Source organism: Janthinobacterium sp. FW305-128 (genome assembly GCF_020858135.1).
Taxonomy (GTDB): Bacteria; Pseudomonadota; Gammaproteobacteria; order Burkholderiales; family Burkholderiaceae_D; genus Janthinobacterium.
On the sequence record NZ_JACYMK010000004.1, the window covers coordinates 110,781 to 124,777 of the forward strand.

The window sequence follows — 13,997 nt, forward strand, 5'->3', positions numbered from 1 at the left end:
GGATTTTTAAAAATTGTCTTTTGAAAAACAAGCGTGTTTACCGCGTCAGCAGCATGGCATGATGAATGGCACACAAACAATTGCTGTTATCGATAGCGTGTACTTACTTTATTCTCTATCGCGCCACGTGCGGCATGCCGCTTCGGCACGGCATAGCGCGCACGATAAGATTATCAAGAAAACATAATTCACTGGAACTGTGCGAGAATTTATCCTACTCTTGACTAAGGTAAAGATTGCCTGCAGACATGCCGCAGCCCCTGGCCTGCATTCTTCCTCTTGTGTACACGCCTGGGCATACTTTCAAAGGTGAACAATGTGGTATCGCTAACGTCCGTCAACAATCTGCAAGCCTCGCTGGCCACGGCGCAGCGCCGGGTCGAACAAGGCCAGAACCAGGTACAGCGCGACAGCGAACAGCTGGCGCAAAGCCGCCAGTTGCTGGCGCGGGAGCAGGAATCGCTGAGCCAGACCCAGCGCAGCAGCCAGCAAGCGCAGGCCGATGCCCCGGCCGCCATCAAGGCGCCGCAGCTGGACCAGGCGATCAAGGTAGCCGTGCCGCAACAAGCAGCCCCCGCCGCACCGAAAAGCACGCCCCAGCTGAACGGCTATGGCCAGACCCTGGGACGTCTGATCGATGTGACGGCTTGAGCCAGCTTACTTCGCCATCTCCTCTTCCAGCATCGCCAGCCACCACTTTTCCCCCTTCTTCGGCTGCGCCAGGTCGACCGCCTCGCCCATCTGCGGCGTGGCCAGGTTGACGCCCTGCCTGGCCGCCAGTCCCGTGATGCGGTCGAACGGTTCGTGCCAGGCGTGCAGGCCCAGGTCGAAGGTGCCGTTGTGCACGGGCATGAGCCACTTGCCGCGCAAGTCCAGGTGCGCTTGCAGGGTTTCCTCCGGCTGCATGTGCACGTCCGGCCACAGCTTGTCGTAGGCACCCGTCTCGATCATGGTCACGTCGAACGGGCCGTACTTGTCGCCGATCTGCTTGAAACCGTCGAAATAGCCGGAGTCGCCGCTGAAAAACACGCGCACCTCGGGCGCGTCGATGACCCACGACGCCCACAGGGTTTGATTGCTGTCAAACAAGCCCCGTCCCGAGAAATGCTGCGACGGCGTGGCGACGAGTTTCACGCCCGCAATCGTCGTCCCCTGCCACCAGTCGAACTGCTGCACCTTGTCCTTCGGCACGCCCCATTCGACCAAGGTGTCGCCCACGCCCAGCGGCGCGACGAAGTGTTCGGTCTTGGCGGCCAGTTGCAGCACGGCGGCATGGTCGAGGTGGTCGTAATGGTTATGCGACAGGATGATGGCCTTGATCGGCGGCAAGTCGGCGATGCTGATGGGCGGCTGGTGGAAACGTTTGGGTCCCGCCCACTGCACCGGCGAGGCGCGCTCGGAAAACACGGGGTCGGTAAGGAAGAATTCGTTATTCAGTTTCAGCAGCAGGGTCGAATGGCCGAGGCGAAACAGGCTATTGTCCGGCGCGGCCAGCAGTTGCGCCCGGGTCAGCGCTTGCACGGGCACGGCCGCAGCCGGTACCGTGCTGTCGGGCTTATCAAAGAGAAATGTCCACATCAGCTTGAGCGTTGCCGCCGTGCCCAGCTTGTGCATTTGCACGGGATTGCGGAACTTGCCTTCGATGCGTTGCGGTGATTCGGTCGGCGCGACGGGCGCGGCGCGCAAGGTGCAAGAACTCATGATGATCAGAACTCCCAAGAATAAGATGCGGTACATATGCAGCCCGGTCAATAAAATACAAGGATTAAATTACACTACACAGTGTAGTTCCTATTTCTGGCAAAGTAAACCAGGAGGTGTAAAATATTGTTTTCAAAGGAGATTTTCAGCCATGGCCGCACCGCAACGCCTCACCGACCGCAAGCGCGTCGCCATCGTCGATGCCGCCATCGCCGAGTTCCGCGAGCACGGTTTCGATGCGACCAGCATGGACAAGATCGCCGCCACGGCCGCCGTGTCCAAGCGCACCGTGTACAACCATTTCCCCAGCAAGGACGAGCTGTTCGCGGAAATCCTGCAGCGCATGTGGGAAAGCAGCATGGCCCAGCCCGCCGTGCCCTATGTGGCCGACCAGCCGCTGCGCCCGCAAGTGCTGGCCCTGGTCGAGCAGAAGATGGCCTTGCTGTGCGATCCGGCCTTCATCGACCTGGCGCGCGTGATCTTTGGCGAAACCATCCACTCGCCCGAGCGCGCGCAAGCGATGGTGGCGCGCCTGAATGAAAAGGAAACGGGCCTGAATATCTGGATCCGCGCGGCGCAGCAAGACGGACGCATCAAGGCGGGCGAGACGCTGGAAGTGGGACACCTGCTGATGGCTCCATTGAAGACCTTTGCCTTCTGGCCACAGATCACCCTCGGTGAACCGCTGCTGAGCCCGGCACGCCAGCGCGAAGTGACGGCACTGGCCGTCGATATCTTCCTGTGCTATTACGGCGTGGCAAAACAGACGGCATAAACGGGCGGCAAGTGGGCAGACAGCGTCTGCCAATGTTCGCCCTCGTCGCCCGAATACCAGGCGCCGCCCGTCGTCGACGCCATCAATAAACTGCGCCCGTCGTCGGCCAGCGCCAGCCCGTGGCGGTAGATGAGGTCGTAGCAATGCTGCTGCGGCAATCCCGCGCGCAACACTTCAAACGTTTTCCCGCCGTCGCGCGTGCGCGTCACGGCCAGCGCGCCATCGATGGGTATGCGCAGCACGTCCGCCTGCGCCGGCACGAACCAGGCCGTGTCGCCATCGCGCGGATGCACGGCCACGGCAAAGCCGAAATGCGACAGCGGCGCCGTCGTCACTTCCTGCCAGTGCCAGCCCGCGTCAAGCGAGCGCCAGATACCGTTATGGTGCTGGCACCACAACGCGTCCGGCGTGCCGGCGCTGCGCACGATGCGGTGCGGGTCTTGCACGGCCTCGTTTTCATCGAGTTCGGGCGGCATGTAGTCGGCGCGCATGCCCGTCGCGCTCAAGGCCCAGCTGGCGCCGCCATCAGCCGTTTGCCACACACCGCCGCAGGACACGCCGACCAGCACGGTATTGCTGTCGCGCGGGTCGACGCAGATGCTGTGGATGCCGGGCACGTCGTAGCCGCCGCCAAACCACTGCGCCCGCTGCGGCACGTCCCACAACGCTTCCACCAGTTGCCAGCTGTCGCCGCGGTCGCTTGAGCGGAACAGGCCGCCAGGCAGGGTGCCCGCCCACAGCACGCCGGGCTGGTCCGCGCCGCCGGCCGCCAGCGACCAGATCTGCCGCACCGTCCAGTCCACGCTATCGCTGCTGCCCTCGGGCTTGGCGGGATAGGCGGGCACGGCGACTTCCTGCCACGCGCCGGCGCCCGCGTCGAGGCGGTGCAGCTTGGCGCCGAAGTGGCCCAGGTTCAGGGCTGCGTACACGGTGCCGTCGCGGCCATCGTGCAACAGCATGGAAACGGGATCGCCGGCAAACTGCACCAGCGCCAGCTGCCAGGCGCCGGCCGCATCGACATCGAACCGGAACAGCCCCTTGCGGGTGCCGAGATACGCGCGTTGCGCCCTGCCTGGTCCCATGATTAACCTCCGGAAAGTGCCTGCAAGATGTATACCTGGCTGTCGGGCCGCAAGGCGTCGTCCAGCACGCTGCGCTCGCGGCAGCGCACGCCGTCGATGAAGATCACCACATTGGGACGCAACGCGCCCTGTTCGTCGAGCACGTAGCCGCGCAGGCGCGGCTGCCGGGCAAAGACACTGTCCAAGGCGGCGCGCAGGCGTGGCGCGGCCACCTCCACCGTGGGGACGTTCAGGAAGCGTGCCAGTTGTTGGGTAAAATGCAATTGCGCCATGCTGCCTTCGACGTCATCGGCCTGGACTCATTCTAGTCCGATTCGCCGACGATGCAACGGCGATACCGCTAAAATAACGGCAAGCACACAAGGAGGCCAGGCATGACGATTACCCCGGAAGAACTAGCGGTGCTGATGCAGGAAGTGGAAGTGGCCGATCCCATCGATTTTGCCGACCTGCCCTTCAACGAGCAGGAATTGCGCGGACTGATCGCCAACCACCTGTGCGAGATGGCCGACGCCATGGAAAGTTTCAGCCCGGAAGACCGCAACCTGGCCCTGCTGGCCGTGGCGGCCAAGCTGGTGCTGGAAAACCTCGTATTGCACGTGCAGTTGCTGCGCCGCCACGGCTTGCCCGTCAGCGACGGTGTGGAAGCGCTGCTGCAGCGTTTGAAGAACCCGGGCAAGCCCTGACTACGGCGCGGCAAGCCGCTATTGCAGGTTGATGGCGGTCAACACCATGCTGCTGCCAGGTAAATCCGTGCCTTGGCGGATGTACAGCACGCCATGCCGCGACAGCGCCAGGCTGCCGCCCATGCGGTAGGTCCAGACGGTCTTGCGGCTGGCCAGGTCGATCGCATAGGTATTGTTGCGCCCGCCAACAAACAGCAGATTGCCGGTGACGATCAGATCGCCGCCAAAATACCCATCAAGGGCCGTATCCAGGGGCCAGCGCCATAGGAGCGCACCGTCGGCGAGCTGGCGTGCTTCGAGCGCCTGACCGGCCTGGTTGCCCACGTACACGACGCCCCGCGCCACCACTGGCTGCGTGCTGAACTGCCCCTGCACCGTCCAGCGCACGGCGCGGCTATCCACGTCAACCAGGCTCAAGCTGTTATCCGCCGCCTCGCCGGCCAGCGGTCGCTGATTGAGCACCAGCACGCTGCCCGCCTCGGCCAGCACGGGCGCCTGGCGCAGGCTGCTCTTGTTCAAGCCGCCCAGCACCTGGCCCGGCACCGCCACGCTGAAGCGCGTCGTGCCATCGGCGATATTGAACGCCGTCAATGCCCCTGCCGCATGGCTGTACACCGTGCTCGCATTGACGGCGGGTGTCCACTCATCAACATTGCCCAGCTTGGACAAGCCCAGGCTGGCAGACCAGCGTGTCTGGCCCGTCGCCGCACCGATGGCACTCACGTCGTTATTCCCGCCCAGGTAGACATTGCCGTCCAAAAAGGTGGGCGCCGTCGCTAGGGAAACACCCAGCAGTGCGCCATTCGTATTCGGCGGACGCACGCCGAGCGGCACGCCACCAGCAAGCGCGTCAAAGACATACACGGTATCGCTGCCCGCCATGGCCAGCTTGCCGCCCGACACGGCCGGCGCGCCCAGGTAACCGTCCGACGTGAGCGACTGGGTCCAGCGCGCCTGGCTGTCGCTCTCGCTGAGCGCCGTCACCGTCGACGTGGTCACATATTTGCTGCTGCCTTCCGCCGGCGCGGCGGACTGCTGGCTGACATACACGAGGCCGTTGGCCGTCACCACGGGACTGCCGACGACCGCGCGCGGGGAGCTCGCGCCCAGCCAGGTCCAGCGGCGCGTGAAGCGGCGGCTGTCGAAGGTGGCCGGCACCAGGCCCGTATGCGCGGCATTGCCATTCACGCCTTCCCAGTCGTCCACGCCGGGCAGGGCTTGCAAGGCGCCCATGCTGCCGGCGAGCGGCGCGACAATGACCTTGTAATCCATGCTTTCCGTCTTGTACAGGCCTACCGTGGCGGGCAAGGACAGCTCGATCTTGCCCGTGTACTCGCCGGGAAGCAGGCCAGGCACCGTTTTGAACGTCAGCCGCCAGCTGCCATCGGCCTGCTTCTGGCGGTCGGCCGCCTGCAGCACGAGCGCCGTGCCGCTGGCGGGTTTTTCCTGCGGCTGGGGACGCGCATCGCTCACGCCATCGGCCAGGCGCACTGTCACGCGAATATCATCGCAGGTGGCGCCAGGCTGGGCCGTGCAGCTGCCGCTCACCTCCGCCAGCGTCATGCCGGTTTTTTCCTGCAAGCCAGGCGGCACGCCAACGGCGCTGCCGGAACCGCCGCCACAGGCGGACAAGGTAGTCATGATGGCCAACGCCAATGCGGCGGCCTGCCACAACGAAGGGAATAATGTGCGCATGCAATGTCCATGTTGAGGTTTCATTTCCTCCCCAATGGAGGTGTGCTGGAAACCTGGACTGAATGTTATAGCATGAGAAACATTGTTAAAATCTAACAGATACTCACAACAACGCTTTACTTGCGCACGGCGCGCGCCTGGATGGTGATATCGCTTTCGGCCACGGCCACGCAGGGCAGGATGTAGCCGTCGAGCCGTTCATCGGGGCTGATGCCGGGCCAGTCCACCGTGTAGCGGATCTTTCCTTCGGGCATGTGACAAATGCACGTGCGGCACGTGCCGTTGCGGCAGGAACTGAGCAGGCGGATGCCGGCCAGCTCGGCGGCGGCCAGCACGGTGGTGCCCGCCTCGGCCCGGAATTGCCAGCCTTGCGGGACGATGGTGACGGTAAACGTGGTGGTGGTAAAGGGGAGCGCGCTCATGCGCCCAGTTTAACAGTCCGCCAGGGTGGTCCAGGTAGCGCCCTGCGCATGGCTGCGCAGCACGGCCTCCGCAAAGGCCAGACCCGCCACGCCATCGGCCACCGTCGGCAGCCAGCGCGCCGCTTCCGGTATCGGCGTCCCCGCCTGCAGGGCGCGAATGGCCAGGGCCGCATCCAAGTACAACTGGGCGAACGCTTCCAGGTAACCCTCCGGATGGCCGGCCGGCACGCGCGTGGCGTGGCGCGCGGCGGCGCTGTCGACCCGTCCCGGGCGCAGCAGCTGGCGGTTGCCGCCCTGCGGCGTGAACCATAACGCGTTCGGCTGTTCCTGGTCGAAGTCCAGCTGCGCCTTGCTGCCGAACAGGCGCAAGCGCACCGTGTTTTCGCACCCCGTCGCCACCTGGCTGGCCCACAACGTGCCTTTCGCCCCATTCGCATAGCGCAGCATCACCTGCACGTGGTCGTCCAGGGTGCGGTGCGGTACAAAAGTCGACAGTTCCGCCAGCACGTATTGCGGCGTCAGGCCGCTGACGAATTGCGCCAGGTGGTAGGCATGCAGCCCCACGTCGAGCAGGGTGCCGCCCGGTCCCGCCTTCTGCGGGTCGTTGTGCCAGTTGCCTTCGCTCATGCCACCCGCGTGTATCGCGTCGGCCAGCCAGTCCTGTGAATATTCCACCTGCACAAGGCGCAGCTCGCCGATCTCGCCCGCCTCGACCATGGCTTTCGCGTGGCGCAGCAGCGGATAACCACTGTAGGTATGCGTGAGCGCAAACAGCAGATTTTTCTGCTTGGCCAGCGCCGCCAGCGCCTGGCCTTCCGCCAGCGAGATGCCCAGCGGCTTGTCGCAGATCACGTGGATGCCCGCTTCCAGGAACGCCGTGGCGACGGGCGCGTGCAGGTGGTTCGGCGTGACGATGGCCACGGCCTCGATGCCGTCGGGCCGCAGGCTTTCGGCCTGCGCCATGGCGCGGTAATCGCTGTAGCAACGGTCGGGCGCCAGGTGCAGCGCCGCGCCGCTGTCGCGCGCGCGCTGCGGGTCGGACGACAGGGCGCCTGCCACAAGCGCATATTGGTCGTCGATGCGCGCCGCGATGCGGTGCACGGCGCCGATGAATGCGCCCTGCCCGCCCCCTACCATGCCCAGCCGTAAGCGTCGCTGCATGTCAGTCTCCTAGTCCCTGGCCGGGCCTAGGCCAAGCAAGTGATTGATTTGATGTTGATCCACGGTGCTGCCCGCGAAATCGTCGAATGCGCGTTCGGCCACGTGGATGATGTGATCGCGAATAAAACGCGCCCCTTCGGCCGCGCCATCCTCCGGGTGTTTCAGACAGCATTCCCATTCCAGCACGGCCCAGCCGGGGAAGTCATACTGCGCCATCTTCGAGAAAATCGCCTTGAAATCGATCTGCCCGTCACCGAGCGAGCGGAAGCGTCCGGCCCGGTCCTGCCAGTCGCCATAGCCGCCATACACGCCCTGGCGCCCGTTGGGCCGGAACTCCGCGTCCTTGACGTGGAAGGCCTTGATGCGCGCATGATAAATGTCGATGAACGCCAGGTAATCGAGCTGCTGCAGCACGAAGTGGCTGGGGTCGTACAAAATCGATGCGCGCGGATGGTCGTGGACGGCGGCCAGGAAACGCTCGAACGTCACGCCGTCGTGCAAATCCTCGCCCGGATGCAATTCATAGCAAAGGTCCACGCCGGCCGCATCGAACGCGTCGAGGATGGGCAGCCAGCGCCTGGCCAGTTCCGCGAATGCCGTTTCCACCAGTCCGGCCGGGCGCTGCGGCCACGGATACAGATACGGCCAGGCCAGGGCGCCGGAAAACGTCACGTGCGCCTGCAAACCCAGGCGCCGCGAGGCGGTGGCCGCCCACAGCAGTTGCTGCGTGGCCCAGGCCGTGCGCGCGGCAGGATCACCGCGGACTTGTTCTGGCGCAAAGCCATCGAACAGCGCGTCATAGGCCGGATGCACGGCGATCAGCTGGCCCTGCAAATGCGTCGACAATTCCGTCACCTGCAAGCCATGGCGCGCCAGCAGGGCGGCCACGTCGTCGCAGTACTGCTGGCTGACAGCCGCCTGCTCCAGGTCGAACAAACGCGGCGCCGTCGGCAGCTGCAAGCCCTTGTAGCCCAGGCCGGCCGCCCATTGCGCCAGGTGCTCGAGCGAGTCGAACGGCGGCTCGTCGCCGAGAAACTGGGCCAGGAAGATGGCCGGGCCCTGGATGGTTTTCATGTCAATGTCCTGTTGGAGAAAGCCGGGGTCAGACCCTCAATGCCGCTAACGCAAAAGTCATTGCTGGCGGGCGAGGGGGTCTGACCCCAGAATTTAAAAAGGCGAGTTCGGAAAGTAAAACTGCTTGGCGTTCTCGCGCGTGATCAGCACCGAGGGGATGATCGTGTTGGCCGGCAATTTATCACCTTTCAGGCGCGCTTCCGTCGTCAGCTTGATGGCGTCGTACATGAACTTCGGCGAGTAGGACACGTCGGCCACGATCAGCGGGTCGGAACCGTCCATGATCTTTTTTACCGCGCCCTTCGCGCCCGCGCCGCCGAACACCTGCTTGATGTCCGTGCGCTTGGCTTGCGCGATGGCTTTCTGCACGCCGATGGCCATGTCGTCATCGGCGGCCCAGACGGCGTCGATCTGCTTGAAACGGGTCAGGTAATCCTGCATGACCTTGAAGGCATCGTCGCGGTTCCAGTTGCCGTACTTGGCGTCGAGCACCTTGATCTCGGGATGGCCTTTCATCACGGCGGAAAACGCGTCAAAGCGCTCGTTGTCGAGCGTGGTCGGCATGCCGCGCAGCACGACGATATTGCCCTTGCCATTCAGGCTTTTCGCCAGGTATTCGGCCGGCAGCTTGCCGAAGGCCGTGTTGTCGCCCGCTATATAGGCATCCTGCGACTGCGTGTTCGTCAAGCCGCGGTCCACCACCGTCACATACACGCCCTTGTTTTTCACTTGCGCGACGGGCTGCGTCAGCGAGGCCGACTCGATGGGGAAGATCACCAGGGTGTTGATCTTGTTCACCGTCAACATGTCCTGCAACTGGTTCGCCTGCTCGGGCGCCGTGGCGGCCGTCTTGACGATGATTTTCACGCCAGGATGGGCTTTTTCCAGCTCCGCCTTGGCCTGGTTCACCCACCAGACGATGCCCGAGGTAAAACTGTGCGTGGCCGTGGGGATGGCCACGCCGACGACGAGCTTGTCAGCCGCTTGCGCACTCGGCAAGGCCCACGCCTGCATCACCAGCACTGCCATCCCTGCTACCCGTATAAAGCTCTTCATGCTGCTCTCCTCCAAGGTTGTGGGCGCCCGTTGGCCGCCCTTTCAGAACGCCGCTCTTGTTTTATTTGCGGCCTCGCTGCAGGAAGGCGACGGCGATGATCACCACGCCTTGCACTGCGGCATTCAGGTAGACACTGATGATGCTGGTCAAATTCAGGATATTGCTGATCACGGAGAGCAGGATGGCGCCGATCACGGTGCCGACGATGCGCCCTTCTCCCCCTTTCAGGGCCGTGCCGCCCACGACGACGGCGGCGATCGCTTCGAGTTCCCACAGCAAGCCCGTGGTCGGCGTGGCCGAGCCCAGGCGCGGCACGTACAGCACCGTGGCGATGCCCACGCAGATGCCCAGCAGCATGTAGGTGGCGATTTTCACTCTGTCGACATTGATGGCCGCATAGCGCGCCACTTGCTCGTTGGAACCAATCGCCTGCACGTGCCGGCCAAACGTGGTGCGGTTGAGGATGACGGCGCCAGCCGCGGCGACGAACAGAAAGATCCAGATTGGGATCGGTGCGCCCAGCACGCTCGTGTAGTAGACGGGGCTGTACAGCTCGGACAGCGTGGCGTCCAGGGTCAGTGCGCCGCCATCGGCCAGATATGTGAGCACGGCGCGGAAGATGCCCAGAGTGCCCAGAGTGACGATGAACGGTTCGATATTGCCCTTGCTGATCAACAAGCCGTGCATCAGGCCGAAGCCGGCACCGAGGATCAAGGCCATGGCGATGCCCAGCACCAGCATGGTGATCGGTGCCAGGTCGCCGCCCGCGCCTTGCGCCAGCGCATTCATGAAATAAATCATGCAGCCGGCGATCAGCGCCGCCATGGAACCGACCGACAGATCGATGCCGCCCGAGATGATGACGAAGGTCATGCCGACGGCGATGATGCCGATGAAGGCCGTGCGCGTAAGCACGTTCATCAGGTTGTCCACGGTGGCGAAGTCGCCATTGAGCAAGGTGCCCGCGATGCACAGAGATAACAAGCCCAGCACGGGGCCGAAGCCCTTGATGCGCGCGCCGAATCGGGAGATTGGGGATACGGTGGTGTCAGTGCGTGCCGGTTGCATGGGCAATCAACTCCTCTTCGGTCAGGTGGTCAGCAGACAGGGTGGCTTGCAAGGTGCCGGCGCGCATCACGGTGACCCGGTGGCACAGGCCGATCAATTCGATCAATTCCGATGAAATCACGATCACGGCGCGCCCTTCGGCGGCCAGGCGGTGAATCAGGAAGTAAATGTCGCGCTTGGCGCCCACGTCCACGCCGCGGCTCGGTTCATCGAGCACGACGACACGGGGGTCCGAATGCAGGTATTTGGCCAGCGCCAGCTTTTGCTGATTGCCGCCGGACAGCATGCGCGCACGGCTGTCCAGGTCGCCCGTGCGGATATTGAAATCCCCGACGGCCCTGGCCAGCGCCTGCCTCTCGCCCTTCACGTCGAGCCACGGCCGCGCATAGCGCTCCATGGTCATCATGGTGAGGTTTTCCCGCAAGCCCAGGTTTACGTGCAGTCCTTTTCCCTTGCGGTCTTCGCTCAGGTAGGTCATGCCGTGCTGCATCGCTTGCTTGGGGCTACGGATATCCACGGGCTGGCCATTGAGATGGATCGTGCCCGCGCTGCGCGGACGCAAGCCCAGCAGCGCCTCGAACGATTCCGTGCGCCCCGCGCCCACCAGGCCCGCAAAGCCCAGCACTTCGCCCGCGCGCACCTCGAACGACAGCGCTTTCGCCCAGCCGGGCACGCTCAAGCCATCGACCTTCAGCAGGATCGGGGCATCGGGCGCCAGCGCCACTTTCGCGGGGAACATGTCGGACAATTCGCGCCCCACCATCAGGTTCGCCATCTGCTGGCGCGTGAGGCTGGCCGTCGGCTCGCGCGTGACGAAACGCCCGTCGCGCATGACGATGACTTCGTCCGTGTTGCGTTCCACTTCGTCGAGCTTGTGGGAAATGTAGAGGATGGTGACGCCATCGCTTTTCAGCTGGGCCATCACGGCGAACAGGCGCTGGGTTTCCGACGACGTCAGGGTGGCCGTCGGCTCGTCCATGATCAGGAAGCGGGCGCGGCGCGACAGGGCCTTGGCGATTTCCACCAGCTGTTTCTCGGCGACGATCAGGTCGCGTATTTTGGTGTCGGGCGACACGTCCAGCCCCACCTGTTTCAAATAGCGCGACGCTTCCTCGCGCATGGCGGCCTCGTCGAGCAGCCAGCCGCGCGTCTTTTCGTGGCCTAAAAACATGTTCTGCGCCACCGTCAGGTGCTCGGCCAGGTTGAATTCCTGGTGGATCAGCACGATGCCGGCGGCCTCCGCCGCGCGCGAACTGGCGAAGCGCCGGGGCTGGCCATCGATCAGCAGCTGGCCTTCGCTCACGCCCTCGTAGCCGGCGAGGATTTTCATCAGGGTCGACTTGCCGGCGCCGTTTTCGCCCAGCAAGCCATACACGCGCCCGGGCGCCAGGGTAAAACTGACGCCATGCAAGACGCGCACGGGGCCAAAATCCTTGCACACCCCCTCGAAACCGACGGCAACGCTCACTATGCACTCCCTCGCAAGACCAAGTTATGGTTGAGTAACACCCCAGGTACCTGTGCAGCCGGGTCCGCCAAGCGCTGCAGCAATAATCGCGCCGCCGTCTCGCCCAGCTCGCGCATCGGCTGCGCGATGGTGGTCAAGCCCGGATCGATCTGCGCGGCGATGGCGATATCGTCGAAGCCGATCACGGCCACGTCTTCCGGCACGCGCTTGTTCAGCTGGCGCAGCGCGCTCAGCACGCCGATGGCCAGGGTATCGGAGACGGCGAAGATGGCCGTCGGCGCATCGGGCCCCGCCATCATGCGCAACGTGGCGGCCGTGCCCGCTTCATAGTCGAGGCTTTGCACCGTGTGCACCCATTGCGGCTGCACGGGCAAGCCGGCCGCCGCCAGGGTGTCCAGATAGCCTTGCTGGCGTTGCCGCGCGTACAGATAGCGTTCGTCAGAATTGATCAGGCCGATGCGCGTATGGCCGCGCGACAGCAGATGCGCGACGGCATCCGACGCGGCCCGGTGGTTATCGATGCCGACATAGGGCACGGCCACGCCGGGGTCGAATTCGCAGCAGGCCACCCACGGCAGGCTGACGGATTCATGCGACAGCGCATGCTGCACCGTGTCCGGATCCAGGCAGATGGCGCCATCGGCGCGGTGCATGCGCAGCAAGTCGAAGTAGGAACGCTCGCGGCCCGCGTCGGCACCCGTGTCGCACAGCAATACAAAATAGCCGTGTTCGCGCGCCACCGTATCGATGCCGCGCACGATCTGTGCATAGAAAGGGTTGCCCACGTCAGGCACCATGGTCAGCAGCATGCGGCTCTCGGCCGTGCGCAGGCTGCGCGCCAGGTGGTTCATGCGGTAGCCGAGCGCGGCCACGGACGCGAGCACCTTGTCGCGCGTGGGCGCCCGCACGCCTGCCTGCTCATTCATCACGCGCGAGACGGTGGCCACCGACACGCCCGCATGCGCGGCGACGGCGCTGATGGAGACGGTTTCGGTCGGCAAGGAAGACGGGACGGCTGGCGGCATGGGGTTTTTCATATAAATGTAATCGATTACATTTATAGGCCAGTCACGCGCGCGATGCAAACATTATCGATGCTGCAATGCGCAAAAAACAGGCAGGAAAAGAGAAAAAACGGAGACCGAACGGGGACAAAAACGGCCCTGTGCGGGCCGTCTGACGCAGCTACTTCTGGGCTTGGAAGGTGTTCTGCTGCACGGCAAAACCGGCGCGCACGGCGGACATGGCCGCCACCCACAGGATCAGGCCGGCACCGAGGCAGCCGACGGGATGGATGGGGCCATGGCGCACGGTGAACGGATAGCCGATGGCCCACACGCACAAGGCCATGCCGATGGCCACATGGCGGCGCGCCTTGAACAGCCAGGCCAGCGGAAAGAAATGCAGGCCCACGATCAGGATCACGGCGGGGATGAACCACGCCTGCAAGCCCACGTTTTTCAAGACGTTGCCGACGATGAAGATGGCAATCCATTGCCCCGCGTTCACGATATTGAACAGCCGGCCCGCGCGCTTCGCTTCCGGCGTCTGTTCCGCCGCCGCATGCGCTGCCCGGTGACGGCTGAACTGGCGCCACGCCAGCATGAACAGCAGGACGGTGATGGCGGCAATGGGCAGCAAGCTGAGCAGATGCGCGCCATACGTCTGCACGCACCAGGCGGCAACCCACAGGCCGCCAAACACGGAAAAGAACATGGCGCCGATGGCGCTGCGGGCAAGGGCGGCGGCAGGGTCGGTCTGTGCGGTCTGTGTCAGGGTCATGGCAGGGTCTCCCGGTCAATCAAAGT

General features: G+C 64.1%; 15 protein-coding genes. 3 read left to right on the forward strand and 12 right to left on the reverse strand.

All coding sequences use genetic code 11. The annotated features are described in order from the left end of the window. The first annotated feature begins 318 nt into the window (after window positions 1-318). Window positions 319-651, forward strand: a complete 333-nt coding sequence (locus IGS60_RS10380; protein WP_070219120.1) for a hypothetical protein — start codon at window positions 319-321, stop codon at window positions 649-651. A 6-nt stretch (window positions 652-657) separates the two neighbouring features. Here the strand turns inward: IGS60_RS10380 and IGS60_RS10385 are convergent, their stop codons facing one another. Continuing rightward, window positions 658-1,701, reverse strand: coding sequence for an MBL fold metallo-hydrolase (locus IGS60_RS10385; RefSeq protein WP_230504168.1), 1,044 nt, complete (start codon window positions 1,699-1,701; stop codon window positions 658-660). Window positions 1,702-1,852: 151 nt separating this feature from the next. On the opposite strand from IGS60_RS10385, the gene IGS60_RS10390 reads away from it, so the two are divergent. Beyond that, window positions 1,853-2,476: a TetR/AcrR family transcriptional regulator gene (locus IGS60_RS10390; RefSeq protein WP_070219059.1), complete on the forward strand. Its 624-nt coding sequence runs from the start codon at window positions 1,853-1,855 to the stop codon at window positions 2,474-2,476. Here IGS60_RS10390 and IGS60_RS10395 read toward each other — a convergent pair. Then, entirely contained in the window at window positions 2,449-3,558 is a 1,110-nt protein-coding gene (locus tag IGS60_RS10395) for a sialidase (protein ID WP_070219058.1), read from the reverse strand. The genes IGS60_RS10390 and IGS60_RS10395 overlap by 28 nt on opposite strands. 2 nt (window positions 3,559-3,560) lie before the next feature. Continuing rightward, window positions 3,561-3,830 carry a MoaD/ThiS family protein gene (locus tag IGS60_RS10400; protein WP_230504170.1) on the reverse strand — a complete coding sequence of 90 codons (270 nt, stop codon included), beginning with the start codon at window positions 3,828-3,830 and terminating at the stop codon, window positions 3,561-3,563. Window positions 3,831-3,932: 102 nt separating this feature from the next. On the opposite strand from IGS60_RS10400, the gene IGS60_RS10405 reads away from it, so the two are divergent. Further along, a complete protein-coding gene (locus IGS60_RS10405) occupies window positions 3,933-4,244 on the forward strand; it encodes a hypothetical protein (protein ID WP_070219056.1) in 312 nt (103 codons plus the stop codon). An 18-nt stretch (window positions 4,245-4,262) separates the two neighbouring features. Here the strand turns inward: IGS60_RS10405 and IGS60_RS10410 are convergent, their stop codons facing one another. The 9 genes from IGS60_RS10410 to IGS60_RS10450 all read right to left on the reverse strand — a co-directional run bounded on the left by IGS60_RS10410 (window position 4,263) and on the right by IGS60_RS10450 (window position 13,971). Continuing rightward, window positions 4,263-5,939: a PQQ-binding-like beta-propeller repeat protein gene (locus tag IGS60_RS10410; RefSeq protein ID WP_230504172.1), complete on the reverse strand. Its 1,677-nt coding sequence runs from the start codon at window positions 5,937-5,939 to the stop codon at window positions 4,263-4,265. A gap of 116 nt (window positions 5,940-6,055) precedes the next feature. Beyond that, window positions 6,056-6,361 (reverse strand): 2Fe-2S iron-sulfur cluster-binding protein, encoded by a 306-nt coding sequence (locus tag IGS60_RS10415; protein WP_230504174.1) that lies wholly within the window; start codon window positions 6,359-6,361, stop codon window positions 6,056-6,058. 9 nt (window positions 6,362-6,370) lie between these two features. Further along, a complete protein-coding gene (locus tag IGS60_RS10420; protein WP_230504176.1) occupies window positions 6,371-7,522 on the reverse strand; it encodes a Gfo/Idh/MocA family protein in 1,152 nt (383 codons plus the stop codon). Window positions 7,523-7,531: 9 nt separating this feature from the next. Beyond that, entirely contained in the window at window positions 7,532-8,596 is a 1,065-nt protein-coding gene (locus tag IGS60_RS10425) for a sugar phosphate isomerase/epimerase (protein WP_230504178.1), read from the reverse strand. Window positions 8,597-8,689: 93 nt separating this feature from the next. Continuing rightward, window positions 8,690-9,625, reverse strand: coding sequence for a substrate-binding domain-containing protein (locus IGS60_RS10430; protein WP_230504503.1), 936 nt, complete (start codon window positions 9,623-9,625; stop codon window positions 8,690-8,692). Between the two features lie 88 nt (window positions 9,626-9,713). Continuing rightward, on the reverse strand, window positions 9,714-10,721 hold the full coding sequence (locus IGS60_RS10435) for an ABC transporter permease (RefSeq protein WP_230504180.1): 1,008 nt from the start codon (window positions 10,719-10,721) through the stop codon (window positions 9,714-9,716). Beyond that, window positions 10,702-12,189 (reverse strand): sugar ABC transporter ATP-binding protein, encoded by a 1,488-nt coding sequence (locus IGS60_RS10440; RefSeq protein WP_230504182.1) that lies wholly within the window; start codon window positions 12,187-12,189, stop codon window positions 10,702-10,704. The genes IGS60_RS10435 and IGS60_RS10440 overlap by 20 nt, the downstream gene beginning before the upstream one ends. Then, entirely contained in the window at window positions 12,189-13,214 is a 1,026-nt protein-coding gene (locus tag IGS60_RS10445) for a LacI family DNA-binding transcriptional regulator (RefSeq protein ID WP_230504183.1), read from the reverse strand. The genes IGS60_RS10440 and IGS60_RS10445 overlap by 1 nt, the downstream gene beginning before the upstream one ends. Window positions 13,215-13,374: 160 nt before the next feature. Continuing rightward, complete coding sequence (locus IGS60_RS10450) at window positions 13,375-13,971, reverse strand: hypothetical protein (RefSeq protein ID WP_230504185.1); 597 nt, start codon at window positions 13,969-13,971, stop codon at window positions 13,375-13,377. Between the last annotated feature and the right edge of the window lie 26 nt (window positions 13,972-13,997).

Coding starts and splice junctions, on each gene's coding strand:
- IGS60_RS10385 (WP_230504168.1), bottom strand. CDS start 1,701: ATGAGTTCTTGCACCTTGCGCGCCGCGCCCGTCGCGCCGACCGAATCA.
- IGS60_RS10390 (WP_070219059.1), top strand. CDS start 1,853: ATGGCCGCACCGCAACGCCTCACCGACCGCAAGCGCGTCGCCATCGTC.
- IGS60_RS10395 (WP_070219058.1), bottom strand. CDS start 3,558: ATGGGACCAGGCAGGGCGCAACGCGCGTATCTCGGCACCCGCAAGGGG.
- IGS60_RS10400 (WP_230504170.1), bottom strand. CDS start 3,830: ATGGCGCAATTGCATTTTACCCAACAACTGGCACGCTTCCTGAACGTC.
- IGS60_RS10405 (WP_070219056.1), top strand. CDS start 3,933: ATGACGATTACCCCGGAAGAACTAGCGGTGCTGATGCAGGAAGTGGAA.
- IGS60_RS10410 (WP_230504172.1), bottom strand. CDS start 5,939: ATGCGCACATTATTCCCTTCGTTGTGGCAGGCCGCCGCATTGGCGTTG.
- IGS60_RS10415 (WP_230504174.1), bottom strand. CDS start 6,361: ATGAGCGCGCTCCCCTTTACCACCACCACGTTTACCGTCACCATCGTC.
- IGS60_RS10420 (WP_230504176.1), bottom strand. CDS start 7,522: ATGCAGCGACGCTTACGGCTGGGCATGGTAGGGGGCGGGCAGGGCGCA.
- IGS60_RS10425 (WP_230504178.1), bottom strand. CDS start 8,596: ATGAAAACCATCCAGGGCCCGGCCATCTTCCTGGCCCAGTTTCTCGGC.
- IGS60_RS10430 (WP_230504503.1), bottom strand. CDS start 9,625: ATGGCAGTGCTGGTGATGCAGGCGTGGGCCTTGCCGAGTGCGCAAGCG.
- IGS60_RS10435 (WP_230504180.1), bottom strand. CDS start 10,721: ATGCAACCGGCACGCACTGACACCACCGTATCCCCAATCTCCCGATTC.
- IGS60_RS10445 (WP_230504183.1), bottom strand. CDS start 13,214: ATGCCGCCAGCCGTCCCGTCTTCCTTGCCGACCGAAACCGTCTCCATC.
- IGS60_RS10450 (WP_230504185.1), bottom strand. CDS start 13,971: ATGACCCTGACACAGACCGCACAGACCGACCCTGCCGCCGCCCTTGCC.